Source organism: Streptomyces sp. NPDC006372 (assembly GCF_040612515.1).
In the GTDB taxonomy this organism is placed as follows: domain Bacteria; phylum Actinomycetota; class Actinomycetes; order Streptomycetales; family Streptomycetaceae; genus Streptomyces.
Genome location: NZ_JBEXQJ010000049.1, coordinates 21,783 through 48,223, shown reverse-complemented (window position 1 = coordinate 48,223; position 26,441 = coordinate 21,783). Strand labels below are relative to the sequence as shown.

The following is a 26,441-nucleotide window of genomic DNA, read 5'->3' as shown; positions in this document are numbered from 1 at the left end:
AGGTGGTGCAGGTCCGCCATGAGGAGCATGTTCTCCTCGCCGGTGATCAGGCCGTCGACGGCGGAGAACTGTCCGGTGACGCCGATCGCGGCGCGCACCCCGTCCGGGGAGGTGGCGAGGTCGTGGCCCGCGACTTGGGCCTGTCCGCCGTCGGCGGTGATGAGCGTGGACAGGATCTTCACGGCCGTGGTCTTGCCGGCGCCGTTGGGCCCGAGCAGCGCGAACACGGACCCGGCAGGGATATGCAGATCGATTCCGTCCAGGACGGTCTTGTCGCCGTACGACTTGTGCAGACCGACGGTGGAGACGGCGGTCGACGACTGCGGACCGTCCCCCCGCCTGGACGTGGGCATGACAGATGAAGGCATGGGGCCCTCCGATCGAAGGCTGACAAATGAGTGGGAGAAGGGGCCGGTTGACGATGTGGTGCTCAGGCCCTGGCGCGGCGGATGTCGATGTTGCCGTACTTGGTGCGGGCACGGACCTTGACCGTGTCCTCGGTCTGCTCCGGGCTCTCGGACGCGGTCAGCGTGTTGCGCACCTGGCCGGAGCCCGAGCTGACGTCGAGCCAGGCGGCCGTGCCCTCGCGGACGCCGACGTCGATGGCGCCGTAGTTGGTCTCCAACTGGACGCTGCCGCGGGTCACTTCACCCACCCGCAGGGTTCCGTGGGCGGTGGTGGCGGTGACCGAGTCCTCGGCGCGCCGGATCTCGATGTCGCCGTTGGCGCCGCTCACCCGCAACTCGCCGATGACGGCGCCAACGGTCGTTGTGCCGTGTGAGTTCTTCAGGACGGCGGGGCCGTCGACGAGGCCGACGCGCAGACTGCCGGAGCTGGTGGTGATCTCGGCCCCGCCCTCGACCCGGTCCACGGTGATCGAGCCGTGCGACGCGGTCAGCTTCAGTGGACCCGTCGTGTCGAAACGGACGTCGCCGGACGAGGTCTTCACACTGACCTCGCCGAGCCGGCCCTCGCCGAGCACTTGGGCCCAGGCGCCGGTCATGTCGATACGCGAGCCCGCGGGCAGTTCGACCGTCACGTCGACCGTGCCGGTGCGGCCGAGCCCGAGCAGATTGCCCTTGGGTGTCCTGATCGTCAGTACGCCGCCCGCGTAGGTGACCTCGGTCTGCTCGGCCGCCCGTACGTCCAGGTCCTTCTTCGGGTCGCGGGGCCGCACATCGACGACCGTGTCGCGGCGGTCGCCCGCGGTGAGCTGGATGGAACCGGCCTCCACGCGCGCCGTGACCGAGATCGTTTCGGGAGTGTCGAAAGAAGGCATGGCTGTCCCGTCCTCTTGAGTCCATGAGCCGTCCCCGCTGGTGGGACGTGGTGTGGGTGAAGTGGTGCTGATGGGAAGGCGGGGCTAGCGCACCCAGCCTGTGAAGCTCTGTCCGACTGTCTGGGTCTTCTCCGTCGTGCGCGGCCGGGTGCTGCCGTCGACCACGGCCGATACGGCGCGCACCAACCACGCGTTGACCGACAGGCCCTCGCGGCTCGCGGCCTCCTCGGCACGGGCCTTGAGGTAGGTCGGCAGGCGTAGGTTGACGCGGGCAGTGCCGCCCTCGTCGCCGTCGGCCGGGGCCGAGGCCGTGGTCCTGAGAGGTTCGACGGGCGCGGTCGGCTCCGCGGGGGCGCCGCCGTCGGTGGGTGGCGGTGTCACCACGAAGTCGGGGTCGAGCCCGCGCAGCCGTACGTCGACCGAACCGGGGGCGAGTTCGCGGGTGATCTCGTCCATGGCGGCGGAGAGCACATTGAGCATAGTCAGGCGGGTCGCCGACTCCAGGGGCGCGATGAGCCTCTCGGCCAGCTCTCGGGCTTCGTCGCCGCCGGCTTCGGCGGCCACCGCCAGTTCGCGGCGGAGGTTGTCGACATACGGGGTGAGGTCCATGGCGCCATCATGGCATCGCGATGGCGCCACATGCAAGGCCGAGTGGCCCCTCGCGCGGCGCGGACTTGAGGGCGATCACCCTGAGCTGCGAAAAACGTGTGTAGGGTGCCCCGTGTCAGTGCGGCGCCAGGCACGCTCACGCGCTTCTGGGAGCGCGGAATGGCACCAAGGTGCGCCGCCCGACGCCACCGTGGCCTATGTGGCGCCATGCGGATGTCGCGAGATGGGCGGGCTACGACGCCGTCGCCTTCGGCCCCGGCGTCGGGGCGCGGCAACGCGCCGCCGTGGGGAACCGTCACTGCCAGGCAGTAGTGCTTCGGCGCGGCGAACGTGGCCTCGACATCGCTTACACCCGGCTTCCATGTGGCCCTTTAGTCCGGAAAGCCCTACCTCGCCTAGGGCGCGCATCACAGCCGTGGTGATTCTCTGGCATGCGTTTTTCGTGACTGACGTCCATCCCTTGGCGCCATTTGGGCTCGATGTGGCACCATCGATGTGCCATAGTGGCGCCATTGGTAGTGAAGTTCTCGGTCACGCCGGCCGAGGGGTCCGCGTTTTCGCGGAGTGAGCCATCAAAAGGGGCGGATTATGGAGACAGCACAGAGCCAGGAGCAGGCGGCGCCCGCCGCCTTCACCGCCTTCGCCCGCTTCGTGCTCTTAGGCGGTGGGGTGGGGATCACCTCCAGCTTCGCCGTGGCGGCCCTCGCCTCCTGGATTCCCTGGGCTTTGGCCAACGCCCTGATCACCGTGGTCTCCACGCTCCTCGCCACCGAGCTGCACGCCCGCTTCACCTTCGGCGCCGGCGGGCGCGCGACCTGGCGCCAGCATGCGCAATCGGCCGGGTCCGCAGCGGCCGCATACGCAGTGACCTGCGTGGCGATGCTTGTCCTGCAGCAGATGGTGGCTGCGCCCGGTGCGGTGCTGGAGCAGCTGGTCTACCTGTCCGCCTCCGCACTCGCCGGTGTCGCGCGGTTCACGGTGCTGCGCCTCGTCGTCTTCACGCGGAACCGCGCGCAGCCCGCGCCCACCGTTCACACCCCGCTTCCCGTGCACGCGACCGTGGCCCCCACTGCGGCCCCGGCAGGCCCCGCGGTGCTCAGTTACGCCGCCTGACTGATCCACCGGGCGGCGTGCCGCGCGGGCCGTCGGCGGCTGAGCCCGTCACCTCCGCCCGGAACGCGGCGGGCCGTCGCGCGAAAGGTAACAGACGCGACGTCGCACCCCAACGACCCCGCCCGTGGTCTCCGGCGCATTCAGCTGCTTCAGGTCGCGATTGAACACCGCATTCGACCAGCGGTAGCCAAGCGCCGCCAGGCGCAGGCACCAGACGATGCTGATCCACCAGCTCTTGCCGCGCACGACCTCGCCGCCGACGATCCCCACATCGGCGACCTCGCCCGCCGGATCGCGGAGGTGACCCGGAGTCGCTACGGATCCGAGGATGTGCCCGGTGCCGCGTACCAGGTGGAACATCTCGGAGATGTGCACAGGCTGGAAGTGCCGGCCTGCTGCTCGAAGACGACCGGGTCCTCGATCCCGGCCTCGTCCAGGACGAGGTTCTGACGGTCGGTTGACGTGAACGTCACTGGGTGCTCGTGGGTGATGGTGATGTCGTGGTCGTGCGGGCGGTCGAGCCGCAGTGTCCGCCGGCCGGGGTCGATGCGGATCCGGGGGGCGAGGGTGCGGAGCATCGGGAGCAGCCCTTGGTGGGCGATCCGGGCTCCGGAGCGGGCGTCTTGTCGTATTGCGCATGCGGGGGGCCTTGAGCTTGGCGATCAGTCACTTGACGGTGTTTCCCTCCCTGTGAAGGTCTGCGTCCTGATTGACGGGCCGACCGAGGCAGCGACAAAGCCCTTCCTCTGACCGTTCTTACCCTGGGCCCGGTCGCCCCTGAGCGGTCCCCGACCCGACCCGGAAAAGACCCTGACAGGGGCACCGCATGGTCGACAGTGCACCTAACGTGACGGCGGTGACCGGACGGGACCGCACGCCTGGCACAACCGCTCTCTTTACGAGGAGGATTCATGCCGTTAAGGGGCAGATCCGCACTGCGGCGCATCGCCGCGCGGGGCACGACCATGGCCGTGGGAGCCGCCTTGGCCGCCATTGCCGGCCTCCCGGCCGCTCCCGCGGTCTACGCGTCGCCGTCTGCCACAGGGACCCTGCGGTGGGAACCGTGTGACGACTCGGCGAAGCCGGGAGCCGAGTGCGCCACTCTTTCGGTGCCGGTCGACTGGGCCCACCCGGACGGGCCGAGGCTCGACCTGGCCGTGGCCCGCCGCCAGGCCGCCGACCCCGGCGCGCGCGTCGGCTCGATGGTCTTCGGCCCCGGCGGGCCGGGCGACTCGGGGGTGGAGACGGTGGTGGGCCGAATCAGCCGATTCAGCCCCGAGGTCCGCCGCAGGTTCGACATCGTCAGCTTCGACCCGCGCGGCGTGGGCGGTAGCAACCCGGTGGCCTGCTCCGGCGACTTGCTTGGCGAGCGGCCGTCACCAGAGATGAAGAGCCAGGCGGATTTCGAGGCGACCTTGGCCTACAACAGGCGGCTCCGTACCGATTGCAGGGCCCGTACCGGCCCCGTGTTCGACCACCTCGACACCGCCCAGACGGTTCGGGACGTGGACGCCCTCCGGGCCGCCCTCGGCGAGCGGAAACTGACCTTCCACGGTAGCTCGTACGGCACACTGCTCGGCGCGCAATACGCCGAGACCTACCCGCGCCGCGTGCGCGCGATGGTGCTGGAGAGCGTCATGGACCACAGCGTCCCGACCACCCGTGACTTCCTGCAATCCGAAGCGGCCACGGCACAGGATTCATTCCAGGAGTTCGTGAAGTGGTGTGAGGGCGCCAAGGACTGCGCGCTACGGGGCCGCGACGTTCGCGCCGTCTGGCAGGGTCTGTTGGCCCGTGCCGGGCGCGGCGAGCTGGAGGACCCGGCGAAGCCGGGCACCTCGCTGTCGTCTTCGGACCTGGTCAACAAGATTGCGTTCAAGAAGTTCTACGTGGCCGACTACGCGGGTCTGGCCACGGCGATCGCGGGGATGGACGCGAGCAAGCCGCTGCCCGCGTCGTCCACCTCGATAGCGCCGCTGCCTTCGGCCACCCCGGTCTTCTGCTCGGACTGGCGCCTGCCAGTGCGTGACTATAAGGAGTACGCCTCGCTCGTCGCCATGATGAACAGGACCGCGCCTGACCTGCCTTACCTGCTGCCGGTCCACATGGCAGCGGCGTGTCTGGGCGCGCCGACCGCCAACCCGCAGCACCGCCTGGACGCACACGGTGCCCCGCCGATCCTGGTGTCCAACGCGCTGCACGACCCCGCCACCGGCTACCCGTGGGCGGTCTCGGTGGCCCGGCAGCTCGGCCGCAGCGGAGTCCTCCTCACCTACGAAGGCCACGGCCACGGCAGCGTCACCAGCGGCCCGTGTATGCAGGACACCGTGGACAGCTATCTCACCGACCTGGCAGTCCCCTCACGGGGCACCAGCTGCCCCGCGGTGCCGTCCTGACAGCTTGCCGAACCGGATCCGCCTGGAAGGCGGATCCGGTGGGCAGCCGATCGTGACGCGCAAACAACTCATCGAGCCCAGTGAAAGTTGATAGCGCCTTTCCTGCCAATAGGCCAGTACGGCCCGTACCCCGAGCGGCTGCGGCAGCAGTTCGAGGGCATGATCTGGCGGTTCAAGACCGGCGAACAGTGGCGGGAGATGCGGCGAATGGTCGACCGTCCACAACCACTTCCGGCAGTGGCGTGTTACCGGCCTCCTTGAGGCCCTGCTGGAGTGCCTGATCACGGATGCCGCGAAGCGGGGTGAGGTGGACCTGTCCCTGGTGGGCATCGATTCCACGACCGGCCCGGGCCCACCACAACGCGGCCGGGATGCGTCCTGACCGCGTGCCAGGCCGCGGACAGCCCGCAGTTCATCTCCGTCCTGAGGAAGGTGCAGGTACGCGGGCCCGTCGGCTGTCCCCGCACCCGCCCGGACGCAGTCGCTGGGGACAAAGCACACTCATCCCATGGAAACGCACCCACCTGCGAAAACGCCGCATCAAGACAGTAACTCCGGAGAAGAAGGACCAGATCGCCAACCGGAAGAAGAAAGGCTCCGGCGGGCGGTCGGCCCGTCAGTTACGACGCGGACCTGTACAAGGAGCGGAACACCGTCGAGCGCCTGATCAACAAGCTGAAAGCCGGGCGAGGCATCGCCACACGGTACGACAAGACCCCGGACAGCTATCTCGCCGGACCTCACCTGCGCGCCTCGATGATCTGATTCAGGACCTCACCCGAACCACCCATTGATCACGACCCCATACGCGCCGTAGTGCGGGAACCGCCGGTCGGCCGGGGTCAGGGGTGTGGCCAGGTAGTGGCAGCGCTCAATGGGGTTGTCGGGCGCGAGCCAGGTGGTGGGGCCCTGGTCGGCTTTCTGCCGGTTGGAGCGGGCGCTGACGGCTTCGAGGTGGCGTGGGCCGTCGAGGTAGTTGGTGTAGGTGACGCGGCGCTGCCGGGTCCAGGCGGAGGCTCTGGAGTCCCGTGCTTCAGCCAGCGGGACGAGGTGGTCGATGTCGATGCCGCGGGGGCCGTCGATGAGGGTGTCGTCGTATCAGGAGTACCAGCGGCCCCCGGTCAGGGTGCCTCGGCCGGTCACCACCGGCGGCTCCACCGCTTCCTCGAGGGGGGCCTCCATGCGGGTGTTGCAGCCGTCGTGTTCCGTATCGATCCAGCCGCCGAAAGGACTGCTCGCGGTCGTAGCCGGTGCGGTCTACCCGCGGCGATGGGGAGCGGGGCTACCGCTTCGGTCAGCGGCAGGGTGTCGGCGGCCGGCGCGGCCTGCGCGGCGGGAGCGATCGCGGTGGGCAGTGCTGCGAGAAGGACGGCGGCCAGGATGTAGGGCAGGGCGCACGGCGGCTCCTTGACGAAGAGCACGAACAGGTCGTCTCGCTTCGGAGCGAGCCCGAGCTGTGGCGCGCCCGGGAGGCGGGAACACCGTCATCCTGACGAGCGGTAAGTCAGATCGTCACGTCCGCCCGAGCCGCCAGCAGTAGCCCCGCAGCCGTCCAGCTGTGTAGTGGTAGGGCTCGTGCTGCTTGATCCGCCCGGCGGGCACCAGCTCTGTTAATACGGGCTGCCGCACTGGGCATAGGTAGGGCCGTGGACTTGGCCCTGGCCGACCGAGGCAGCCCGCCCGGCACCGTCCGGGCCGACGTCGCGCTGCGGCCGCACCGCCAGACGGACCGTCACGAGAGCACTACATGCTGCTGATCTGGTGGGCCGCGCCGTACCGGCGCCCGGGGCATCAGCATCCGCGACGTCCGCCTTGTAGCCTCGTCTCTCCGTCCCAACGCACCTTCGCCGACCCTGACGATGTCGCCGATGTGGCCGAGCAGCTCGTCTACCAGTGGCATATACCCGACGGCGAGTACGGATCGGCGTGGGACGGAGCGCCTCAGGCGTTGGCCGCGATGGGGGAGTTCCGTCAGCTCCGGGGCCCTTGATCGAGCAATTGTCAAGATCTGTAGATCGCTGAGGTTACGGCCTGACGCTCCGGTGCCATTGGATCTCGCCGTCATGCCATTCGTCGGTGGGCGTGAGCCCGGCTGCTGCGGCGACGGCAGCGGAGGCTCGGTGTTCAGGGTGGACGTGCGCGATGATGGCGTGCACCGGGGGCTGGCTGAGCCAGTCGGCGAGCCCTTGGGCCGCTTCGGTGGCGATGCCTCTTCCCTGCCATGGGGTTCCCACCACCCAGGCGATCTCCGCGACGGCGCCGCGGACGCCGGGGCTGATCGTCGCCTGGACGGTGCCCGTCAGGCAGGACTCGTCACGCAGCCGGATCACCCAGTTCAGCCAGGCCACGGCTGGGTCGGGGGAGCCTGCGGTCATGCGCTGGTAGCGCGACCGCAGGACCTGGGCAGTGTCCGGGGTGCCGCCGATGAAGGTGTGCAGGGCGGGATCGGACAGTACCGCGGCCATCTCCTCGGCGTGCTCGACGTGCAGCGGCAGCAGGTCCAGCCGGGGGGTGCTGATGGTCCGGGCCCTCATGATGCTCACGCCGCAGCCGCCTCGGGGCGCTCGGCGAGGCCGCCGTTCTTGAACACTGCGCCGGCGCGGACGGAGGCGACGAGTTGGGGTGCGGTGACCGCCCGCCAACGCTCCTGCGCGGACTCCACGAGCTTGAACACCATCGCCAGGGCCGCGGCCGGGCTGCCCGCGCCCCGGGTGACCTTGGTCCGGAGCTTCACCGAACCGAGAGTGGATTCGATCGGGTTTGTTGCTCTGAGATGGATCCAGTGCTGGGCGGAGAAGTCGTAGAAGGCCAGCAGTTCCTCGGTCTCTTCGGTGATCTTCTTCACCGCTTTCGGCCATTTCGCCTCGTAGGTCCGGGTGAACTCGTCGAAGATCGAGGTCGGCGGGATCTCCCTGCCGATCGCGCTCGGCCTGCTGGTCATTATGTACCCGGTCCCGGCCGAGGTCCGCTACGACCGGCTCGACCGCGTGACCGGCGACAAGAAGTTGATGGTCTCCTCGCTGGTCATCAACTGGATCGTCGGCCCGGCGGTGATGTTCGCCCTCGCGTGGATCTTCCTGCCGGACCTGCCCGAGTACCGCACCGGCCTGATCATTGTGGGCCTGGCGCGCTGCATCGCCATGGTCATCATCTGGAACGACCTCGCCTGCGGCGACCGCGAGGCCGCCGCCGTCCTGGTCGCGCTCAACTCGGTGTTCCAGTTCCTCGCGTTCGGCCTGCTCGGTTGGTTCTACCTCGACCTGCTGCCGCGCTGGATGAACCTCGGCGACGGCCAGGGCCTGGACGTGTCCGTGGGGCACATCGCGCTGAACGTCATCATCTTCCTCGGCATTCCGCTGCTGGCTGGCTTCCTGACCCGCCGCATCGACGAGCAGAGGCTGGGCCGTACCGGCTACGAGGCGACGATCCTGACGAAGATCGGCCCGTGGGCGCTGTACGGGCTGCTGTTCACGATCGTCATCCTCTTCGCCCTGCAGGGCAAGACCACACCGCGACCCTCGCCTTCACCGCCGCGGGCAACAACTTCGAGCCGGCCATCGCGGTCGCCATCGCCACCTCCGGCGTCACCTCCGGCCAGGCGCTGTCCAACGTCGTCGGCCCGCTCATCGAGGTCCCGGTGCTGATCGGCCTGGTCTACGTCGCGCTCGCATGGCGAGCCAAGTTCGCCGCCGACGCGGTGACGACGGCCCCGTGGCGCAGCAGACGGATGTGGTGGTCGTCGGCGGCGGCCAGGCAGGGCTCGCCGCCGGCTACCACCTGCGCCGACGCGGCCTCGACTTCATGATCCTGGACGCCGATCCGGCGCCGGGCGGGTCCTGGCAGCACATGTGGGACTCGCTGCACCTGTTCTCCCCGGCCGAACACTCCTCCCTGCCCGGCCGGCTCATGCCCGCCCAACCGGGCGAGACATACCCGGATGCCGGGCACGTGGTGGACTACCTCACCGACTACGAGAAGCGCTACGACCTGCCCGTCCAGCACGGCACGCGTGTGGACGCCGTGCGCCGCGACGCAGGCCGGCTCCTGGTCGAGGCCGACTGCGGCACCTGGCGGGCCCGAACGGTCATCAGCGCCACCGGCAGCTGGTCGCGGCCCTTCCTTCCCGCCGTCACCGGCCGCAGCCTCTTCAGCGGACAGCAGCTGCACATGGTGAACTACCGCTCGCCGGCCGACTTCATCGGTCAACACGTGATCGTGGTCGGCGGCGGGCACTCCGGCGCCCAGATCTGAGCTACGTCGATGCGGTGATCTGGTGCACCGGCTTCCGTCCGGCCCTGTCCCACCTCGCCCCGCTGAACCTGCGCGGCCCCCGCGGCCGCATCCCCACCGACGGCACCCGCACCCTGGGCGAGCCGCGGCTGCACCTGCCCGGCTACGGCGACTGGACCGGACCGCCTCCGCCACCCTGATCGGTGTGGGCCGCCCGGCCCGGGACGCGGTCCGCCACATCACCACACTGCTCTGAGCAGACCACTGATCCCTATGGGATGGCGGCCGGCCGCTAGGGGCGGGCTCTTTGTGGCTCTGCGGATCAGCTGCAGCACTCGCATCCCGGGCGGCATCCGCAAGGATCCGCCTGGCTGCTCGCATCGGGTACTGCCATGGCGGGGGCCGCGCAGCAGCCCTTGCCCTGCCATGCCTCGCGGCCCTCCTTCACCGCGATGGCTGCGATGACCAGGGCGGCAATGGGGTCGGCCCAGGACCAGCCGAGGGTCGCGTTGAGGACCAGGCCGACCAGGAGCACGGCGGACAGGTAGGTGCACAGCAGTGTCTGCTTGGAGTCGGCGACCGCCGAGGCGGAGCCGAGTTCGCGTCCGGCCTTGCGCTGGGCGGCAGACAGGAACGGCATGACCGCAAGGGACAGGGCGGCCAACACGATGCCGGGGACGGAGCGTTCGGCCTCGCCCGTGCCGGTGAGGGCCCGGATCGCGTCGACGCAGACGTAAGCGGCGAGCGCGAAGAACGACACCGCGATGATCCGCAGTGTCGTCTTCTCCCGTGCCTCGCGGACGTGGTGCTCGGAGGCGGAGAACTGCCAGGCGACCGCGGCAGCGGAGGAGACCTCGATCACGGAGTCGAGGCCGAAACCGAGCAGTGCAGTCGAGGAGGCCAGGGTGCCGGCGGTCAGGGCGATGACGGCCTCGATGACGTTGTAGATGATGGTCGCGGCAACCAGCAGCCGTATCCGGCGGGTGAGCGCATCACGGCGGGCCGGGGAGGGCCCCAGGGATATCGCGGTCATCAGCAGCATCCCTTGTCCTCTGCGTCGGCGCACGTGCGATCGGATTCGACGGCCACCACGGCGCTGCGCAGGTCGTCCAGCGCGTGACCGAGGCGTTCGTCTGCCAGTTCGTAACGGGTACGGCGGCCGTCCGGCACGGTGACGACCAGACCGCAGTCCCGCAGGCACGCAAGGTGGTTCGACAGCCGGGTGCGGGAAATTCCCAGCGCTTCGGCCAGGTCGGAGGGGTAGGCCGGGGCTTCGCGCAGGGCGAGCAGGAGGCGGCAGCGGATCGGATCGGCAAGGGCCCGCCCGAAGCGGGCCAGCACGTCGATGTCGGAGGCAACAGTCAGCACCGCACGACAGTACATGGATTCCTGAATTCAGGAAACCGTGAACTGTTCGGGCTGGGTGCGCGTGCCGCCGGTCTACGTGATGACCGGGCTGCGACGCTCGACGAGGACGACGTCGCGCCAGATGCCGAGGTGGCGTCCGATCCGCTCCCGCGTGCCGTGTATCGCTTCGTGTGACATGCAAATCAAGGTAGAGGCGCGGTGCGCACTGCCAATTTGGCTGCTGGGCAAGGTGAACTGGCAGGGTGGAATCGTGTCCGGGCGTCGCTCATCATCATGGGGTGGGGGAACAGATGGACATGGCGCGGTTGCGGAGCCTGATCGACGGCGTGCTCCTCACGCTGTACCGGCGCTATACCGAGAAGGAACTGCCGGCGCTGTGCGAGCGCCTGGGCCTTCCCTCGTCCAGCGAGGGCAACACCAGGCACGAGCGCCTGGCAGCCAGCCTGAAAGCCTGCTCCGACGACCGCCTGCCGGATGTCGCCGAGGCGGTCTTTGAGCAGGAGGAGCTTGCCCAGACCGAACGGCGGAGTCGTTCCGTTGGGGCAGAAGATCCGATCCTGGCCGTGCCGGAGATCTCCCGCCGTCTCGGCGGTGGCTCCGAACCCGCCAACGGCCTTTGTGCTCAGGCAGTCGCGGCGTCAGCGATCGCCTGCTTGGACGTTGCCACCGACGCCTGGACGAGCGACGACGGGACGACCCCACTGTCCCGCTCGTGGAACAGGTCATGGGCACGCTGAGCGAACTGAACGGCCCCTTCTGATCCGGCGAAACCGCCTGTCGGCGGCTCGTCAGACACCGCAACCACTATGTGGCAGTCCTGTCATGATCCGTTTCGTCTGGTGGTGATGTTTCGGTGGTGGCGGATGGTTCGATCCATGAGCTGAGGATCCGGAGTTTCTCCTCGCTGGGGGAGCCGGGGGCGGGTGACCAGACGGTGAGGTGCTGGTCGGGGTCTCCGCTCCAGTAGAAGCTGTCCCAGTCGAAGGTGAACTCGCCGAGGTCGGGGTGGTGGATGGTCTTGCTGCCGAAGTTCTGGCTGGCGACGTGGCGGCTTGCCCACCATTGCCGGAAGAGGGGATAGCCGACCGAGAGTTCGCCGACGAGGTTCACGAGCCGTGGGTCCTTGGGGTTGTCGACGGCCTGCATGCGCAGGAGGGCGACACCGGTACGGGCCATGCCCTCCCAGTCGTCGTAGAAGTCCTTCATGCGCGGGTCGGCGAATAGCATCCGGACGTAGTTGCGCTCGTGTGGGGCCATCTTGTCGATGTCGATGAGCAGCGCCGCGGCGAGGGGGTTCCAGGCGAGGTAGTCGAGGTATTTCCCCACCACGAACGCAGGCGTGAGGGTCAGCTGGTCCAGGAGGCGCTGGATCTGCGGTCGCACCGGCGTTGGCCGGCGTCTGGGTGAGGTGCGTCGGTCGGCCTGTCGGGCGAGCCCTTCGACGTAGGTGCGCTCGACCGGTGTGAGGCGCAGTGTGTGAGCGAGGGCGTCGAGTACCGGTGGGGAGGGTGCGAGACGGCCCTGTTCGATGCGGCTGTAGTAGTCCTGGCTGATCGAGGCGTGCGCGGCGACTTCTTCCCGGCGCAGGCCGCTCACACGCCGCGATCCAGGGTCTCCCGGGGGCAGACCGAGCGCGGCCGGGCTGAGCTCGCTGCGGCGGGCCTTCAGGAACTGGCCCAGCTCCTCCAGGTGCGGGTTCTTCGCGCTCACGCTCACATCTCTCATTGTCGCCCCTGTGCAGAACCGCGCCCGGGTCAAGAGGGGGGGGCGGACGCGACTCTGCCGGAGCGAAGTACGGGTGGGGCTGGCGGCGAGGGCCTAGACCAGGTGGGCGCGGAAGAACCGCGTCACGTTCGCGACGGCGTTGTCGATCTGTGCGGGCGAGTCGTAGTAGTCGTAGTGGGTTCCGTCGGCCCACACGAGCTCCTTCTCGCCCTGGACGCTCTCGTAGAGTGCCTTCGCCTTGGCCGGGAACGCTGAGCCGTCGGAGTGCACCACCATCGTCGGTGTCGTGACCTTCGGGGCCTGGCTGAGCGGGTCGAGGGAGAACCACGTGTCCCAGGACGAGACATCGAACTCGTTCTTGTACTGGGGGACACCTCCGCGTGCCGGGTTGGTGTAGTAGTCGTAATTGCCGGGCCTCGGGCTGTAGTTGGCGGCCTTCCGGTCGGTTTCGCTGTACACCGGGATGATCGTCGCCTTGCCCGTGCGCTCGAACTTGTGACGGGCGGCGTCGGCGTCCGCGAGACGCCGGGTAATCCCGTCCTCGCCGTAGGTGAGCTTGAACGTGTCCTCATCGGCCAGGAAGGCCGCGACCGTCGCGAAGCCCTTCACGCGCGGGTCCTCTGCGGCAAGGTAGGTGCCGTTGCTGGCCGAGGTGCACACGCCGACCATGCCGACGGCATCCACGTACGGCTGCTCGCTCAGGTACGTGACGGCGGCCTGGAGATCGCTCAGCTTCTCGGCTGGAGACTCGAACTGACGCGGCGCGCCGGCGCTCTCGCCGTAGTGGGCGTAGTCGAAGGCCAGCGCGACAAAGCCCTGCTCAGCAAACTTCCGCGCATAGGTGCTGGACATCATCTCCTTCACCGAGCTGAGCGAGCCCTGAACGATGACCGCCTGGTAGTGACCGTTTTCGTTGAAGCCGTCGGGAGTGAACAGGTCACCCACCAGGGTCAGACCATCACGATCAAAATTGATTTTGCGCTGCACGGTTGTGTCTGCCTTCGAGGTGTCGGCGTTGATGGGCTTTGGCTTGGTGGCCGCCGTCGCGGCGGGGGTGAACGCAGCGCCTGCCGCTAATGCGCCTGCGGCGCCGATCAGGCCGCGCCGCGTGACGCGGGACCGGGGGCGACGGGACGTGGGAGGAACGGTCATGGGGCGTCCTTACCTGCCTTACGTCTTCCTTGGAGATGCGCATTCTCTGGTCGTTCCTGATGCCTGCAAGGCATCCGTTCCCGCGCGCCAGCCCTACGTGAAGTCACAATGGAGATCACGGTTCCAGAGAACGTTGTTGACCTTGTGCTTCCCGGTCGGGTGTCGCCTCCGGCGAACGATGCCGCGGCGCGCAGCGACACCCCAAGGGTCTGCCTTGCCGCCGAAACCGACAATGGGAAAGAATTTTCCTAGGCAGCAATACGCAGGTCAGCGACCCATCGCACTGCCGCGCGCCCCGCCTCGCCACACCTCCAGGACGTTCCGATCAAAGCCCGCGACTGGAGTCCACAGACAGAACCCCGCCACTTCTGCCGCGCGGCTGCGGGACGAACGGGTGCCGGGGCGACGGCGAGGCCGACACCGAGATGCGCCGCCAGCTGGCCAACCGCTACACCACCGTGCGTCCGTTCCTGCCCTGCCGCGGGCGATGCGGTTGGACGATGCCAGTCCGGGGAGTGTGAGACACCAACGAGCTGAGACACGTCTACAGGTCACATAACCCCGTCCAGGCCGGTGTCCGCGGGCAGCTGCCCCAGGGCGGCGGCCCGGGTCTCGGGGAACGAGCCGGTCATGTCCGTGCCCTGGCGGGAGCGCAGCAGCACCCGCCCGCCGGCATGCACGGCGAGCTGCGCGCGGTAGCCGTCCCACTTCGGCTCCGCCGCGTGCCCAGCGGGCGGGGCAGGGCTGTCCACGGCCACCGTGAGCATCGGCTCAGACAAGGGCCACGTCATGCACGGATGCCTTCCACGCTGCGCACTGCCAGACCGCCGGCCGGGAAGGACACGGTCACTCGGCAGCCTTCAGCACCGACTGCTGTTCCGCCCTACCGGACCCGCTTCAGGCAGGTCTGGGGTACCTGACCGCCCGGCACGATGCGCCAGAGGTTCCCGCTTTTGCCGCATTTGCGGTAGGCCGGCCCGCTCTTGGTTCGGGCAATCGCGACGTTGCAGGAGGTCACCCGGTGTCCGCGGTGCAGGTAGTGGTGTACCGGGCTGGTGGTCGTCGCGACAGGGCCGTCGTTCCATGCCAGTCTTCTTACGGCCACCTTCCGCCCCGTTACCTCCCACGTGGTGGTGCACGGCTTGGCGGTCTGGAGCGGTGGCTTGTGGTGAGGGGGTGCGGCAGAAGCTTGTGGCGTGGCCGCGGCGCCGGTGAGAACGGCCAGGGCGGCAACGAGAGTGAGTGCCTGTTTCATGGTCATGGAACCCCGGGACCGCAGCGGGTCGTCACGGCCGCTGGGGGAAGATCACCCGGCCGTGGTTGAGGGGCTGGACCGGGGCTCTCGGCGTCGTTCACTGGTAGCCGCAGACCTGCTCGGCGCCAGCGAGGGCGTGGGAAGCCGATAGAAGCGGCCGGCGCCCAATCCGCGCAATGCGGGTGGCAAGGGCACCGGCCAACCAAAGACCCACCTGAAAGGTGGACTCCACCGCCAGGGTATGGGTCGGCCCGTCTCATCCGCCCGGCACGGTCGTCGCGGAGGTGATGTCAGTGCCGTGCGCCACCATCCCTCCGTGCCCACCCTGGATGATCTGACGCCGTACCGCCGAGCCAAGCTCCTGTGGCGCTGGGCCCACCACGGGCTGCCCTACGTCGAGCAACTGGTCATCGATGCCGCGTCCGGCCCCTGCCGTCTGCCTCGCCTTTTCTTCAACCTGTCAGGCACGACCCCTGCCTTCACCGGTAGCGACGGCCGTCACCATCTCGCCCGCGACGAGCTGCTGTGCGGCAAGGACGCAGGCGCCGGTGCCTGGTCGCACCGGAAGCACTGCGAATGGATCGAGGCCGGTGACGGGCCGCGGGAGCGGAAAGGCGGCCGGGTAGACGCTGACGTCGTCTGGGGCGGGGTGGAGGCCACCTGGACTGTGACTCGGGCTGGCCCGGGGATCGATCCCGGCCTGGTGCCCAAGCGGGAACGCTGTATTGCAGGACCTTACGAACTGCTGCACTGCTGGCCGCCGCCACGAGCCCGTACGGCCTCGGTGCGGCGTATGCGTGCTGCGCTCGTCGACCTGCGCGGCCCCGACTGCCACCTGTGCGGCCTTTACCCCGGCGCCGTGGTCGACCACGACCACGAAACCGGCCTGGTCAGGGGCCTGCCTGTGCGGCCTGTGCAACCGCGTCCTGGAGGAGTGCCCCCACGTCGCCGACTGCCCGAGAGCCGACTACCAGAACGCACCGCCCGCGGCCGGGCTCGGCCTGATCTACCCGGTCAGCGACGAGTGGCGGACACGGGAGTCCACCCGCCGCCGCAAGATCGAGCTGCTCGGATTCGACCCCTTCGAAGGACCGCCTACGCGCCGCGCCCCGAGGTGAGCTGAGCGCGGGTCAATGTCCGGGCCAGGGTTCTACGCTCAGAAGTTCTGTACCAGATGAGCTAGCACGTCCATGGCCATTGACTTCGCTGCCCTACACGAGCCTCTTGTGGAGTGGTTCCACGAACAGACCGCCGCAGAGGCGACGAACTATGTGACCATCACGCCTTTCTGCGAACTGCACGGCCTCAACGGACACCAGGTCTTCCAGCTCCTATACGCATGCAAGGCCTGGGGTCTGCTAGACGACGGCTACGCCGCGATGGACGACCCAGCAGCCAACCTCACCCCACAAGGGCTGTAAGCGGGCGGAACAGGCCAAGCGCCAGCGTCTGGAGCAGGTGCGCCAGGAAGAGGCGGCGCAGGCTTCGAACGCGGCGGCTGGCTCGGACGCTGGCGCAGCTGGCCGCGCCAAGTCTTGTGGCGGCGCGGGGGCTTGCCATGAGCCGCCTGGGCAAGCTCCTCGTCGTCAATGGCGGCTGCGAGGCTGGACGGCATGTGTGGCTGTCAGGGTGCGAGATCCTGCCACCACCAGGAGATGGTGGGCAGGCGTTGCGGGTCACGGCCGCCGGTCAGCGGCCGGTTCGTGAAGGGGAGGTCCTCGGGGGCCGTGACGCTGCGGGGGCCGCGGAGGGCGTGGCGGGGGCTGTGGTAGCGCGGGAAGCGCAGACCCCATTCGATGTTGCCGCGGATGCCGTGGCCGAGGTCGTCGAGGTAGCGGCGCAACTCGGCGCTGGCAGTGCGGGTGACATCGGCACGCAGGGCGAGGAACCTGTCCAGCACGCTGTCGCGCAGCGCGACGGCCTCGCGGAGAGCTTGCCGGGGCGAGAGGACGTCCTGTGCCGTGAGGACGGAGATGATGTTCTGGTCGGTCTGGTCGCGGTCGGCTTCCTTGGCGTGGGAGTGGCGGTCGTTGTCGAGGGCGGCGACCAGGATCGCCATCTCGGTCAGCGCGCACACGGCGGGGGAGTCCATCTCGGCGGCCGGTACGTCGATGCCGTTGGCGATCTCCAGCATGGCATAGGTGGGTTCGCCGCCGGCCGAGTGCAGGCGCATGCTCAGGTAGTCGTCAAGATCGGGCATCCGGCGGGCGGCCCGGTTGCCGATCTGCCACTGGACGCCGGTGAGCCACGCGCGGTGGGCCTGATGGAAGCGCCGGTTCTGCACCGGGCCCGCGCAGGCGCGGAAGCGTTCGCCGAGGTCGTGCAGTGCGGCGACGTACGGATCGTCGGCGTGCAGGGGGCCGGGGACCTCCAGGGCGCGCTGCACGGTCCCGGCCGGCGCGGCGAAGCCGGCCGGATCCGCGGCCAACGGTCCCTCGTCGCAGCGCGCGTCGTCGAAAGCGAAACCCCAGCAGACCCAGCAGGCGGTGATCCATAGGCGATCGGGATCGGCGGCGGGTGCGAAGCGGGCGTAGAACTCGGCACTCTTGGTGCCGATGGTCCAGGCGCGGGCCACCGCCGTCGGGCACAGCCCGGACTCGTCGATCCAGGCATGGGCGCGGCGTTCGACGGTGTCGACGTCCGGATGGATGGCGGGCGGGATCGGGCAGTAGAACGGCAGTGTGTCGAGCGCGAGGCTACTCACCGCTCCTCCTGTTCGTCGGGGCCGGCGAAAACACCGTGCATCCGCTCACGTGGTGCGGTGGACTGTGTGGGTGGCGATACGGCGCAGGACGGACGCGACCTGGGGTGGGAAGCCGGCGCGGTCGAGGGCGGCGAGAGCGTCCCCGCAGTGGTCGACGATCATGCGTTCGACGGTGTCGCGGGCCCCGGTCCGTTCGAGGATCCGGCGGACACGTTCCACGCCTTCCTCGTCCAGTCGCGGGCTGCCGACCAACCGAGTCAGCTGTTCTCTCTCGTCCCGGTCGGCGCGGCGCACTGAACGCACAGGGGGCCGGTGAGCGCCGACCGGCCGTGCGAGCGGTCAGCGGTCGCCACTGGACCCATACCGGCAGGCGGGCTCCATGCGAGATCGAGTCCTTGTGCCAGGTCGTGCGTGTGCACCAGGGTCTCCACGATCCCCATCGCCGCGAAGCCCTCGGGGTCCGAGACGCCGAAGACGTGGTGAGCGCGAGTCTGCGGAGGCGTCGTGCGCACCATGGCGACCAGCAGCGCGCCGCTCGCTTCTAGGACCTGCAGTAGGCCGGCGGGCCCCGCCTTGCGGTTCGCGTGAATGGCGTTCGCTGGGCCGCCGGGCCGTCGGCTCTCCCATACGAAGGGCACCTCGCCGTCCAGGGACGGTGTTTTGGGACCCAGTTGCGCAGCGTAGGCGAAGAGGTCGTCGCTGAGGTGCTCGACGGTTTCCCAGCAGTCCCATTCCAGCGAACCGGCCTTGCCTTCCCAAGCAGCTGGGGGCGCCTCGCGAAGGACTGCCACAGCAAGCTGCACGGCAAGGTCAAGGTCATCCGCGGTGACGGGGGGGCTGGGAGAGGCCAACATCGGCTGATCAGGGCATGGCAGGACAGTACCGCGACCGGAAGGAGCCACCCCTCCTATTAGAGGTCGTTAAGTCCGTTTCTGGTAGAGAGCCCCGTCCGGCCCGCATCGCCGCTTCGTCGATGCGGGCCGTCGTGTCGATCAGGTTGGGTCTGAGTGGCACCTGGCAGCGCGGGAGCCTGCGCCCGTCCTCAGGCCGCCACCAGTTCCGCCGTAAGGAACCCTTCCACGGCCTTCCGCGCGCGGCGGTCGAACTCGGCATACTGCGCCTCGCGCTCGGCTCCCGCAACCGCGTCGCCGACCAGCAGATTGCCCTCGGCATCAATGCGCTGTGGGCGCTCCTCGGCGTCGGGAAGCAGGGCGACGGAGGAGTAGGAGAATCCGCAGTAATAGGCGATGCCCTCGCTCAGGTTGGTCTCCAGCATGGTCTGCATTCCCTCTGTGATGGGGTCGTCGGAGGTGGCGCCGGCCAGGCCCAGCCACAGCATGCGCTTGCCCGCTAGGCGGGGCTTGCTGCGGCCGTAGGCGAATCCGTAGTTCCACACGCGATCGATCCAGCCCTTGAGGAGGGCGGGCACGCTCTGCCAGTACACGGGGAACGCAGCGACGACGACATCGGCGTCGAGAACACGCTGCATATGGGCCTGGACTTCGTCCGAGTACGGCTTCTCCCGGTTGCCCCAGTCCGGCTGGTCCGCCACGTTCATCCGCGGGTCGAACCCTTCGGCGTGCAGGTCGAGCAGGTCGACGCGGTATCCGGCGATCTCGAGTCGCGCGGCGGTACGGCGGGCGGTGTGCGCGGTGAGGGAATCGGCCCGATGGTGTGCGATGACCACAAGGGCGGTCCTGGCAGCGCTGCTGCGGTGCGACACGGTTTCTCCTGGCTGGTCTCGGTCAGTTCGACCAGTCCAGTACACCCGTGATCGATTAGATGATCCATGGGAGAAACGCTCCGCTGCATAGGAGTTCGTCTACGATGGCATCCGTGGATCCTTTGAGTGCGCTGCTCAGTGGCATCCGGGCCGAGGGCTCGGTCGTCAGCCACGCCGTGCTGGAAGCGCCCTGGAGCATCCGCTTCGCCGACGGCGCCCCGCTCACGATGGTCAGCGTGTTGCGGGGCGGTGGCGTCCTGCTGCTGCCCGACGGTGCCGAACAAGCGGTCGGCGTCGGCGACACGGCCATCGTGCGCAGCCCCGACACATTTCACCTCGTGGACCAGCCGGCCACCCTCGACCGCCCACACATCGAGTACGAAATCGCGTGCTTCGCAGCCGATGCCGAATGCACTGCCCAAGACCTCGGCGGCATCCGCTGGGGCAACGAACCGGACGGAGCAACCGCGCTGATCGTGGGCGCCTACCGCGCCTCGGGCCATCGCCATGAACGACTGCTCCGCGCGTTGCCGCCCGTACTCGTGATCAACGAGGACACAGAGGTCTGCGCCTGGCTGGAGACGGCCGCCGCCGACGCCGCCCTGCGCTCGGCCGGCTCCCAGGCTCTGATGGACCGACTGCTGGACTGGGCCCTGGTGTGTACGCTGCGCACCTGGTTCGACCGGGCGGGCTCGGAAGCCCCCGACTGGTACCGCGGCCTGGCCGACCCGGTCCTCGCCCCCGCCCTCGAAGCCTTCCACGCCCGGCCCTCCAAGGGATGGACGGTAGAGGCGCTCGCCACCGAATCCGGTGTCTCCCGAGCGCTGTTCGCCAAACGCTTCACCGAGGTGATGGGTCGCCCACCGCTGACCTACCTCACCGAATGCCGTATGGACGAAGCCGAGGCACTCCTGTCCGACACCGACTCCTCCATCGCTCTGATCGCCAAGTCTGTCGGCTACGCCGATGCCTTCGGCTTCAGCGCCGCCTTCAAACGCCACCGGGGCGTGAGCCCCAGCGCCTTCCGCGCCGCAACAGCCCCTGAAAGGGCGCTACGTCCCGCCCCACTCGGTTCATGATCGCTCGTTCGTGGTACTGGTCGTCGTGCGGCCCAACTGATCGGCATATTCATACTGAGAGAGCTTTAAGTCCCGTTCGGGATGGTCTGGTGTCGCCCGTTCGTGGGTGATGGGACAGTTCCGTCCTCACGTCATGTCGTGTGCATGATGGGGTCGCGGGCATGGAACGGATGCCGTACGCAACTGACTTGTCCGAGGAGCAGAGGTCGTTGATTCGAGCCGCTGGTCACCGCGTGGAAGCAGGAGCGGGTGGCGCGGTCGACGACCGGGGACCCGGGCTCCTGCGACCTGCGCGAGGTCGTGAACGCGCTGCTCGACCAGAACCGGACGGGCTGTCAGTGGCGGCTCCTGCCGCACGACCTCCCGGCCTGGTCTGCGGTGTTCTACTACTTCACCCTGTGGCGCCAGGACGGCCCTGACCAGCGGATCCAGGAGATCCTGCGCTGCCAGGTGAGGGAGCGGGCCAGACGATTAGAGGACCCGTCCCCGGTGATCATCGACACGCAGTCCGTCCGCGTGGCGGCCGGGGTGCCGAAGACGACGACGGGACTGGACGCGAACAAGAAGACGCCCGGCAGGAAGCGCGGGCTCGCCGTGGACGCTTTGGGCCTGATCATCGGCGTGGTGGTCCTGCCCGCCTCCGCGCACGACAACGAGGCCGGCATCGCCCTGCTGGACCAGGCGGTGGAGCGGTGCAGGCTGCGCCTGGAGAAGGTCTTGGTCGACCAGGGGTTCAAGGACGCCGTAATCATCCACGGGGCCGTGAACGACATCGCCGTCGAGGTGGTCCGGCGCAACCCCGCCGACGAGGGCAAGGGCTTCGTCCCTCAGCCGAAGCGGTGGGTGGTCGAGCAGGTCAACAGCACCCTCATGCTGCACCGGCGCCTGGCCCGCGACTACGACCACCGGCCCGACAACGCCGCCTCCCGCGTCTACTGGGCCGCTACCGCCGGTATGCTCCGGCGCCTCACCGTCCCGAGCCCCGCCTGGCGGGACAACGTGGAGCTGGCCGCGTGAACGTCTGCGAACTCCTGCGGCTGCTGCAGGCCGAGCACGACGAGACCGCCGCCCGCGCCGACAACCAGCGCGAACAGATCGAGCAGTTCACCACCGCCCTGGCCGAGACCGAGGCCCGCCTGGCCGAACTGGCCGCCACCCGCAAGGTCATCGACGGCCTCGCCCCACCCGACCACGAACCGGCCCCCGCGCAGAGCACCACCGTCCACCAGCGCATCGTGACCGCCTTCAACGAGTACCCCGGAAAGGTGATCCGCGTCCGCGATCTGCACGAACACCTTGGCCTGCCCACCGATGAGCCCTCGATCAACGTCACCCGCTCCCGCCTGGGCCGACTCGTCCGCCAAGGGCTCCTCGAACAACCCGGACACGGCCAATATCAGAAACGGACTTAACGCCCTCTTGATCACCGGTCCACCAACCCGGCGAACGTATGCGGTCACAGCACTAGACAGACCGGACGGGTTCGCCAGGAGTACCCAACACGTGGCCCGCGCCAGAACGACATCGGACAGCCGGGCGCAGAACGTGACGGTGCACCACATACACCCCACCGTCCACGGGGCATCGAATCGGCGATACCGTTTCAGCACGTCCAAGCCGGCCATCCGTAGCACCCGCACGGCGGTCTCCTGCGCCACATGAAAGGAGAGCCCCGCATGGGCATCGTCGGAGACGGCCTCGAGCGAGCTGTGCAGCAGGCGTTCACCCGCCCCATACCCAAGTCTGCCGGCGCGCAGGAGACCGGGCCGGTAGGAGGGAGGTTCGTGGGTGTCGGCCACGGCCTTTTGCCAGGCCGCCTGGACGGTCGGCCCGTCGCCTTGTCCTGCCAGGGGCCGGGAGTGCGGGTGTGGCGTCCCGTCGCCGGTGGTGATCAGGGCTGCTAGGGGATGGGCGGAGCGGAAGCGGGACGCGGTCCTCAGGGCTTGGCGCTGCTGGACTTCGGTCAGCTCAGCCAGTCCTTTGACCTGCTCGCACAGCCCGTTCCAGCTGATGGTCGCGCCGAGCCGGGCGGTGTGCTCGAGCACGTCGCGTGCGGCGTCCGCCACGGCGTCGACGTCGGCGGGGACAGCGGTTGCGGCGGGCGGGCGGTGTGCGTCGCCGCGCGTGCGTCGCTCAACTGCCGCTGGGCGCGCGGGGGCCTCCACGGCGGCCGCCGGTAAGACGGAGATCCGCGTCGTCGGTTTGGTCTTGGGCGCTGCGGGCGCTGGCTGGGTGCGCTTGTCCCAGGCGCTGATCCATCTGCGCTGCTGACGGGTCAGCCAGAACCCGGCCTCCTCGGCCTTGTCCTTCAGTTGGGCCACCAGGCGCTGCTGCTCGCCGGGACGCAGGTGACTTGCGGCGTCGATCGAGCGTGTCCAGGAGGTCGGCGACCGCCTCGGCCGCCTGCCCCGCGCGGCTTCTTCCTGTACGCGCGGTACGGGAGATGCCCCCGCGGCGCGGGGGAGGGCGGGGCGCTGACGCCCACCCCGCGTTCCCTGGCCAGCAGCAGATCGGCGGCGTGGCGCAGCAGCTCGTTCTCCTCGGCGCTCGCGCCGCCGCGGGCGGTGGCCTCTGCCTGGGTGAGGCAGTGGCGCAGGTCGCTGGTGGTGTGCTCACACTCGACGGCCTTGCGCAGCGCCGCGAACACAGCGTGGCGGTCGTCCGCCGCCTGGGGCGGGGCCACCGGCCGCACCGCGGCATCGGAGCGGGCCGGCGCGGCGCGGTGCGGGAAAGAGGCCCCGGAGCTGCTGCTGCGCAGACGGCGGACCTCTTCGACCGCGGGCGTGGACAGCCCCCACGGCTTCAGATGGCATTCGTCAAGGCCGAACCACTGGGTGTGGCCGTGCAGTTGGGTTCCGATCATGACGCGGCGCCCGGCGGCTTCGGCGTCGCAGCGGATGCGCAGTACGTAGCCTCGCCCCGCCGCCGGCCGCTGCCACCCGGCCGGCTTCCTCACGAAAGACCGTGCGATGAGCCAGCGAGGCGGGACGCCTGCGCAGCAGACGGCGGTGCGCCGCTGCTCCACGGCGCGGGCCAGACGGGCGGCGACGGCCTCGGTGGGGCGGATGCGCCCGAGAGGAGGGGGCATGTGGGCGGGCAGATCCCGCAGGGCCGGGTACTGGTCGGCATCGTGGATCATGTCGGTGTCGGTTGCCGCCGCGCGGAGCCGATGTCCGAGAGCACAGGATCCAGCCATAACGTCGACGGAGTGCGTCACTGTGTGTCAATTCAGGGGCGAGCAGGCTCCTCGCCCCATCGGAGCAGGACTCATTGCCCTCGACTCTGTCCGGGTCCGGCGAGCCGCAAGGCCCGGTGGTGGCGTAGAGGCCTGAGTCACTCATGCCGCGAGCCGTCATGACACTCGACAAAGCCCTGGGCCTTCCGCCGCCATGCTGCGGAGGCCAAGTCCGTGAACGCGGTGAAAGCAGGGCATCGCCGACCGGCTGTCCAGAGCAGGTGACCAGAGGGTGATGCCGCGGTGGGCGGCAACGGCGAACTCTTCGGCGGCATCACCGGTCGCGAGGAAGACTGCCTCGCCAAGTCGTAAGCACGGCCCCGACTCCCCTCGACCGCAGGCCCGGGGCCCTGCTCTCTGTGTCAGGCTGGCGGTCGGCTGACCGCCAGGAAGCAGCGCATCGCTGCGTTTCGCACCGGGGCGAGGGGGCGGCTGGTGTGTACCGCGCGATTCATCAGTCGGGCGGCGCGGGCCAGTCGCTGGGTGGGGCGGCGGCGGGCCGCGTCGTAGGCGTTGAGGGCGTCCTCGACACGGGTCCGGGCTGTGAGTTCACGGGCCAGGGTGACGCCGTCTATCAGCGCCTCGCAGGCCCCGCGGCCGAGGTCGGGCGTCATCGCGTGAGCGGCGTCACCGATCAGTGCGATGCGTCCGCTCGCATAACTGGGGAGCGGCCCGGCCAGGTCGTACAGGTCGTTGCGGGAGATGCCCGAGCCGCCGCCCTCCGCCACTCGGTCGAGCACCTGGCGCACACCCGGGTGCCACGACCCGAAGTGCCTGTGCAGCGCCGCGAGATCGCCGCCGGGTGCGGGGATGCGCTCTGGTGCGGGAGCGCAGGCGAACCAGTTGCTGTGGCCGCCCGCACGCGGGGTGACACCGAAGCGCGCTCGCTGCCCCCACGTCTCGCTGATGGCCTCGGTATCGAGGTCCACGGTGCCGTGCCACGCGGTCACTCCCGAATAGCGGGGCCGGTACGCTTCGCCGAAGAGAACCGAGCGAGCGCGGCTGCGCAGACCGTCCGCGGCGATGACGACGTCACAGCAGTCCGTCAGAGCCCGCACGTCGGTGACGTGGTGGCCGTAGCGCAGGGCGCCCCCGTCGAGCGCGGCGGTGAGCGTCGTCAGCAAGGCCGGCCGCGCGATCACGTGCACCGTGTCGCCTGTACGCCGACGCAGGCCCGCGAAGTCCACGTTCCCGATGAGACGGCCGTCGGCGCGCAGGAAGTTGCCCCGGGCCGCGGGCCGTGCCTGCTCCCGCGCCGTCCGCCCGACCCCCAGCTGGTCGAGCGCCCGCAGCGCGCCGGGCCACAGGCCGAGGGAGGTGCCGGTGCCGGGCGGCGCGGGAGCACGTTCGCGGACTTCGACGTCCCAATCACTGGCCTGGAGGTGAACGGCGGCGGCGAGACCGCCTATGCCGCCGCCGACGATGATCGCTTTCTTGGGCATGCTGCCACGCTACTATGTTTGTAGTGGTGGCACTATATTTATAGTTGCTGCATGCTCAGCAGACGAGACGAAGTACTGGACGCGGCCATCGAGGTACTGGCCAAGGGTGGCCTGCGGCGCCTCACCTACCAGGCGGTCGACACGGCCGCCGGTGTCCCCGTCGGCACGACGTCCAATCACTTCCGCAGCCGCGACGCGCTGGTGAGCGGTGTCGTCGCCCACCTCGAGTCACTGGACCGCCGAGACTGGGAACACGTCGCGGGCGAGCCGGCGGAACACGACCCCGAGACATTCATCGATGCCCTGACCCACATGGTCCGCCACGCCCTGGGGCCGGCCCGCCCCCGCACCACCGCCCGTTACGCCCTGATCCTCGAAGGTCTCGCCCGCCCGGCCGTCCGCGACCCCTTGGGCCGTGCGCAGGAAGCTCTGATCAACTGGGTCTCACAGTGGCTGGCAACCCTGGGCTCACCCGCCCCGCACGCACATTGCCGCGTCCTCTTCGACCACCTCGACGGCATGATCTTCCATCAGGTGGTCCTGCCCCGGGATGACTTCGACCCGGAGCCAGGCATCCGCCTGGTACTCGGGGCACTGCTTCAGCGCTAGAAGAGTAGTTCCGATTGCGAGCTTTACGGATTGCGGGGGCTCGACACCCGGTGTGTGACGACCGAGTTCAATGCCCTCTTGGTCCACAGTACGTGCATGTCGACGACCGCTTGAGGCCCTGCGGTGGCGTGGCCGGCCGCCGAGGCTGACCGACGCGGAACTTGTCATCCTGGCCGTGGCCACGGCGCTGCTGGGCTTCCACTGAGAGGCCCGCTGGCTGCGTTTCGCCCCTTCTTGCCTGCCCGGCCAGAGGGCAGCTCGGGCAGTTCCTCGCCCGGGTCGCAGACCTCATCGGCCCAAACTGGCCGCGCAAGGCACCGCCATGATCGTCGCCTACCTCACCGCCGAGCGGGAGTTGGGGCGCCTGGTCGGCGACGCCGACACCGACACACTCGCCTCCACCGTCGTCGGGGCCGGGCATCAGATGTTCGCCGACCGGGCAAGCGCCCGACCGCAGACCACCGCCATCCGCAAGATGGCCCCGGACGGGCAGGGTGCTGCGGACCACGGACTTCGTGTCCC

Annotated in this window: 25 protein-coding genes and 8 pseudogenes; 14 read left to right on the top strand and 19 right to left on the bottom strand. The window is 69.2% G+C overall.

What is annotated here, in order from left to right; all coding sequences use genetic code 11:
* From ABZ016_RS39460 to ABZ016_RS39450, 3 genes are all read right to left on the bottom strand, one after another.
* The coding region (locus tag ABZ016_RS39460) for an ATP-binding cassette domain-containing protein (protein WP_356921578.1) at nucleotides 1-353 on the bottom strand (353 nt) is incomplete at its 3' end.
* Between the two features lie 77 nt (nucleotides 354-430).
* On the bottom strand, nucleotides 431-1,279 hold the full coding sequence (locus ABZ016_RS39455; RefSeq protein WP_356921577.1) for a DUF4097 family beta strand repeat-containing protein: 849 nt from the start codon (nucleotides 1,277-1,279) through the stop codon (nucleotides 431-433).
* An 84-nt stretch (nucleotides 1,280-1,363) separates the two neighbouring features.
* A complete protein-coding gene (locus ABZ016_RS39450; protein WP_356921576.1) occupies nucleotides 1,364-1,888 on the bottom strand; it encodes a hypothetical protein in 525 nt (174 codons plus the stop codon).
* A 588-nt stretch (nucleotides 1,889-2,476) separates the two neighbouring features.
* Between ABZ016_RS39450 and ABZ016_RS39445 the strand changes: the two genes are divergently transcribed.
* Nucleotides 2,477-3,001: a hypothetical protein gene (locus ABZ016_RS39445; RefSeq protein ID WP_356921575.1), complete on the top strand. Its 525-nt coding sequence runs from the start codon at nucleotides 2,477-2,479 to the stop codon at nucleotides 2,999-3,001.
* 48 nt (nucleotides 3,002-3,049) lie between these two features.
* On the opposite strand, the gene ABZ016_RS39440 is transcribed toward ABZ016_RS39445, so the two are convergent.
* Together ABZ016_RS39440 and ABZ016_RS39435 are read right to left on the bottom strand one after the other, a co-directional pair.
* Complete coding sequence (locus tag ABZ016_RS39440) at nucleotides 3,050-3,361, bottom strand: hypothetical protein (RefSeq protein WP_356921574.1); 312 nt, start codon at nucleotides 3,359-3,361, stop codon at nucleotides 3,050-3,052.
* Complete coding sequence (locus ABZ016_RS39435; RefSeq protein WP_356921573.1) at nucleotides 3,316-3,579, bottom strand: hypothetical protein; 264 nt, start codon at nucleotides 3,577-3,579, stop codon at nucleotides 3,316-3,318. The genes ABZ016_RS39440 and ABZ016_RS39435 overlap by 46 nt, the downstream gene beginning before the upstream one ends.
* 333 nt (nucleotides 3,580-3,912) lie before the next feature.
* Here ABZ016_RS39435 and ABZ016_RS39430 point away from each other — a divergent pair, with 333 nt between their 5' ends.
* Both ABZ016_RS39430 and ABZ016_RS39425 read left to right on the top strand, forming a co-directional pair.
* Nucleotides 3,913-5,397 (top strand): alpha/beta hydrolase, encoded by a 1,485-nt coding sequence (locus tag ABZ016_RS39430; protein WP_356921572.1) that lies wholly within the window; start codon nucleotides 3,913-3,915, stop codon nucleotides 5,395-5,397.
* An 87-nt stretch (nucleotides 5,398-5,484) separates the two neighbouring features.
* Nucleotides 5,485-6,191, top strand: a pseudogene (locus ABZ016_RS39425) (transposase).
* Nucleotides 6,192-7,421: 1,230 nt separating this feature from the next.
* Here the strand turns inward: ABZ016_RS39425 and ABZ016_RS39420 are convergent.
* Both ABZ016_RS39420 and ABZ016_RS39415 read right to left on the bottom strand, forming a co-directional pair.
* Nucleotides 7,422-7,940, bottom strand: a complete 519-nt coding sequence (locus ABZ016_RS39420; RefSeq protein WP_356921571.1) for a GNAT family N-acetyltransferase — start codon at nucleotides 7,938-7,940, stop codon at nucleotides 7,422-7,424.
* A pseudogene (locus ABZ016_RS39415) lies at nucleotides 7,937-8,266 on the bottom strand (transposase); the annotation flags it as partial. The pseudogene ABZ016_RS39415 and the gene ABZ016_RS39420, both read right to left, overlap by 4 nt.
* Before the next feature lie 16 nt (nucleotides 8,267-8,282).
* On the opposite strand from ABZ016_RS39415, the pseudogene ABZ016_RS39410 reads away from it, so the two are divergent.
* Nucleotides 8,283-9,202, top strand: a pseudogene (locus tag ABZ016_RS39410) (arsenical-resistance protein); the annotation flags it as partial.
* Nucleotides 9,109-9,883: pseudogene (locus tag ABZ016_RS39405) on the top strand (FAD-dependent oxidoreductase). The pseudogenes ABZ016_RS39410 and ABZ016_RS39405, both read left to right, overlap by 94 nt.
* A gap of 66 nt (nucleotides 9,884-9,949) precedes the next feature.
* Here ABZ016_RS39405 and ABZ016_RS39400 read toward each other — a convergent pair.
* From ABZ016_RS39400 to ABZ016_RS39390, 3 genes and pseudogenes are all read right to left on the bottom strand, one after another.
* Nucleotides 9,950-10,669: a cation transporter gene (locus ABZ016_RS39400; RefSeq protein WP_356921569.1), complete on the bottom strand. Its 720-nt coding sequence runs from the start codon at nucleotides 10,667-10,669 to the stop codon at nucleotides 9,950-9,952.
* A complete protein-coding gene (locus ABZ016_RS39395) occupies nucleotides 10,660-10,995 on the bottom strand; it encodes a metalloregulator ArsR/SmtB family transcription factor (protein WP_356921568.1) in 336 nt (111 codons plus the stop codon). Before ABZ016_RS39395 ends, ABZ016_RS39400 begins: the two co-directional genes overlap by 10 nt.
* Nucleotides 10,996-11,067: 72 nt before the next feature.
* Nucleotides 11,068-11,157 (bottom strand): annotated as a pseudogene (locus ABZ016_RS39390) (N-acetyltransferase); the annotation flags it as partial.
* A gap of 116 nt (nucleotides 11,158-11,273) precedes the next feature.
* Between ABZ016_RS39390 and ABZ016_RS39385 the strand changes: the two are divergent.
* Nucleotides 11,274-11,732 (top strand): hypothetical protein, encoded by a 459-nt coding sequence (locus tag ABZ016_RS39385; RefSeq protein WP_356921567.1) that lies wholly within the window; start codon nucleotides 11,274-11,276, stop codon nucleotides 11,730-11,732.
* Between the two features lie 67 nt (nucleotides 11,733-11,799).
* Here the strand turns inward: ABZ016_RS39385 and ABZ016_RS39380 are convergent, their stop codons facing one another.
* From ABZ016_RS39380 to ABZ016_RS39370, 3 genes are all read right to left on the bottom strand, one after another.
* On the bottom strand, nucleotides 11,800-12,705 hold the full coding sequence (locus tag ABZ016_RS39380; protein ID WP_356921566.1) for a helix-turn-helix transcriptional regulator: 906 nt from the start codon (nucleotides 12,703-12,705) through the stop codon (nucleotides 11,800-11,802).
* A 108-nt stretch (nucleotides 12,706-12,813) separates the two neighbouring features.
* Nucleotides 12,814-13,872 (bottom strand): alpha/beta hydrolase, encoded by a 1,059-nt coding sequence (locus ABZ016_RS39375; RefSeq protein WP_356921565.1) that lies wholly within the window; start codon nucleotides 13,870-13,872, stop codon nucleotides 12,814-12,816.
* Nucleotides 13,873-14,423: 551 nt separating this feature from the next.
* A complete protein-coding gene (locus ABZ016_RS39370; RefSeq protein ID WP_356921564.1) occupies nucleotides 14,424-14,651 on the bottom strand; it encodes a hypothetical protein in 228 nt (75 codons plus the stop codon).
* 717 nt (nucleotides 14,652-15,368) lie between these two features.
* On the opposite strand from ABZ016_RS39370, the gene ABZ016_RS39365 reads away from it, so the two are divergent.
* Together ABZ016_RS39365 and ABZ016_RS39360 are read left to right on the top strand one after the other, a co-directional pair.
* Nucleotides 15,369-16,250, top strand: coding sequence for an endonuclease domain-containing protein (locus tag ABZ016_RS39365; protein WP_356921563.1), 882 nt, complete (start codon nucleotides 15,369-15,371; stop codon nucleotides 16,248-16,250).
* Nucleotides 16,251-16,317: 67 nt separating this feature from the next.
* Nucleotides 16,318-16,548, top strand: a complete 231-nt coding sequence (locus ABZ016_RS39360) for a hypothetical protein (protein WP_356921562.1) — start codon at nucleotides 16,318-16,320, stop codon at nucleotides 16,546-16,548.
* Between the two features lie 203 nt (nucleotides 16,549-16,751).
* On the opposite strand, the gene ABZ016_RS39355 is transcribed toward ABZ016_RS39360, so the two are convergent.
* The 4 genes from ABZ016_RS39355 to ABZ016_RS39340 form a co-directional block, all read right to left on the bottom strand.
* A complete protein-coding gene (locus tag ABZ016_RS39355; protein WP_356921560.1) occupies nucleotides 16,752-17,831 on the bottom strand; it encodes a glutamate dehydrogenase in 1,080 nt (359 codons plus the stop codon).
* Nucleotides 17,832-17,876: 45 nt separating this feature from the next.
* The gene (locus tag ABZ016_RS39350) at nucleotides 17,877-18,050 is read right to left on the bottom strand and encodes a hypothetical protein (protein ID WP_356921559.1); all 174 of its coding nucleotides are present in this window, start codon (nucleotides 18,048-18,050) and stop codon (nucleotides 17,877-17,879) included.
* Between the two features lie 38 nt (nucleotides 18,051-18,088).
* On the bottom strand, nucleotides 18,089-18,685 hold the full coding sequence (locus tag ABZ016_RS39345; RefSeq protein WP_356921558.1) for a maleylpyruvate isomerase N-terminal domain-containing protein: 597 nt from the start codon (nucleotides 18,683-18,685) through the stop codon (nucleotides 18,089-18,091).
* A gap of 188 nt (nucleotides 18,686-18,873) precedes the next feature.
* The gene (locus ABZ016_RS39340) at nucleotides 18,874-19,554 is read right to left on the bottom strand and encodes an NAD(P)H oxidoreductase (protein WP_356921557.1); all 681 of its coding nucleotides are present in this window, start codon (nucleotides 19,552-19,554) and stop codon (nucleotides 18,874-18,876) included.
* A gap of 104 nt (nucleotides 19,555-19,658) precedes the next feature.
* Between ABZ016_RS39340 and ABZ016_RS39335 the strand changes: the two genes are divergently transcribed.
* The 4 genes and pseudogenes from ABZ016_RS39335 to ABZ016_RS39320 all read left to right on the top strand — a co-directional run bounded on the left by ABZ016_RS39335 (nucleotide 19,659) and on the right by ABZ016_RS39320 (nucleotide 22,813).
* Nucleotides 19,659-20,633 (top strand): AraC family transcriptional regulator, encoded by a 975-nt coding sequence (locus ABZ016_RS39335; protein ID WP_356921556.1) that lies wholly within the window; start codon nucleotides 19,659-19,661, stop codon nucleotides 20,631-20,633.
* A gap of 161 nt (nucleotides 20,634-20,794) precedes the next feature.
* Nucleotides 20,795-21,650, top strand: a pseudogene (locus ABZ016_RS39330) (IS5 family transposase).
* Nucleotides 21,647-22,045: a type IV toxin-antitoxin system AbiEi family antitoxin domain-containing protein gene (locus ABZ016_RS39325; protein WP_356921555.1), complete on the top strand. Its 399-nt coding sequence runs from the start codon at nucleotides 21,647-21,649 to the stop codon at nucleotides 22,043-22,045. The pseudogene ABZ016_RS39330 and the gene ABZ016_RS39325 overlap by 4 nt, the downstream one beginning before the upstream one ends.
* Nucleotides 22,046-22,576: 531 nt before the next feature.
* Complete coding sequence (locus ABZ016_RS39320; protein ID WP_356921554.1) at nucleotides 22,577-22,813, top strand: hypothetical protein; 237 nt, start codon at nucleotides 22,577-22,579, stop codon at nucleotides 22,811-22,813.
* 821 nt (nucleotides 22,814-23,634) lie between these two features.
* On the opposite strand, the pseudogene ABZ016_RS39315 reads toward ABZ016_RS39320, so the two are convergent.
* Nucleotides 23,635-23,784: pseudogene (locus ABZ016_RS39315) on the bottom strand (short-chain dehydrogenase); the annotation flags it as partial.
* Between the two features lie 446 nt (nucleotides 23,785-24,230).
* Nucleotides 24,231-25,310 carry an FAD-dependent monooxygenase gene (locus tag ABZ016_RS39310; protein ID WP_356921553.1) on the bottom strand — a complete coding sequence of 360 codons (1,080 nt, stop codon included), beginning with the start codon at nucleotides 25,308-25,310 and terminating at the stop codon, nucleotides 24,231-24,233.
* 51 nt (nucleotides 25,311-25,361) lie between these two features.
* On the opposite strand from ABZ016_RS39310, the gene ABZ016_RS39305 reads away from it, so the two are divergent.
* A complete protein-coding gene (locus tag ABZ016_RS39305) occupies nucleotides 25,362-25,919 on the top strand; it encodes a TetR family transcriptional regulator (RefSeq protein ID WP_356921552.1) in 558 nt (185 codons plus the stop codon).
* 295 nt (nucleotides 25,920-26,214) lie between these two features.
* Nucleotides 26,215-26,397: pseudogene (locus tag ABZ016_RS39300) on the top strand (TetR/AcrR family transcriptional regulator); the annotation flags it as partial.
* Nucleotides 26,398-26,441: the final 44 nt, after the last annotated feature.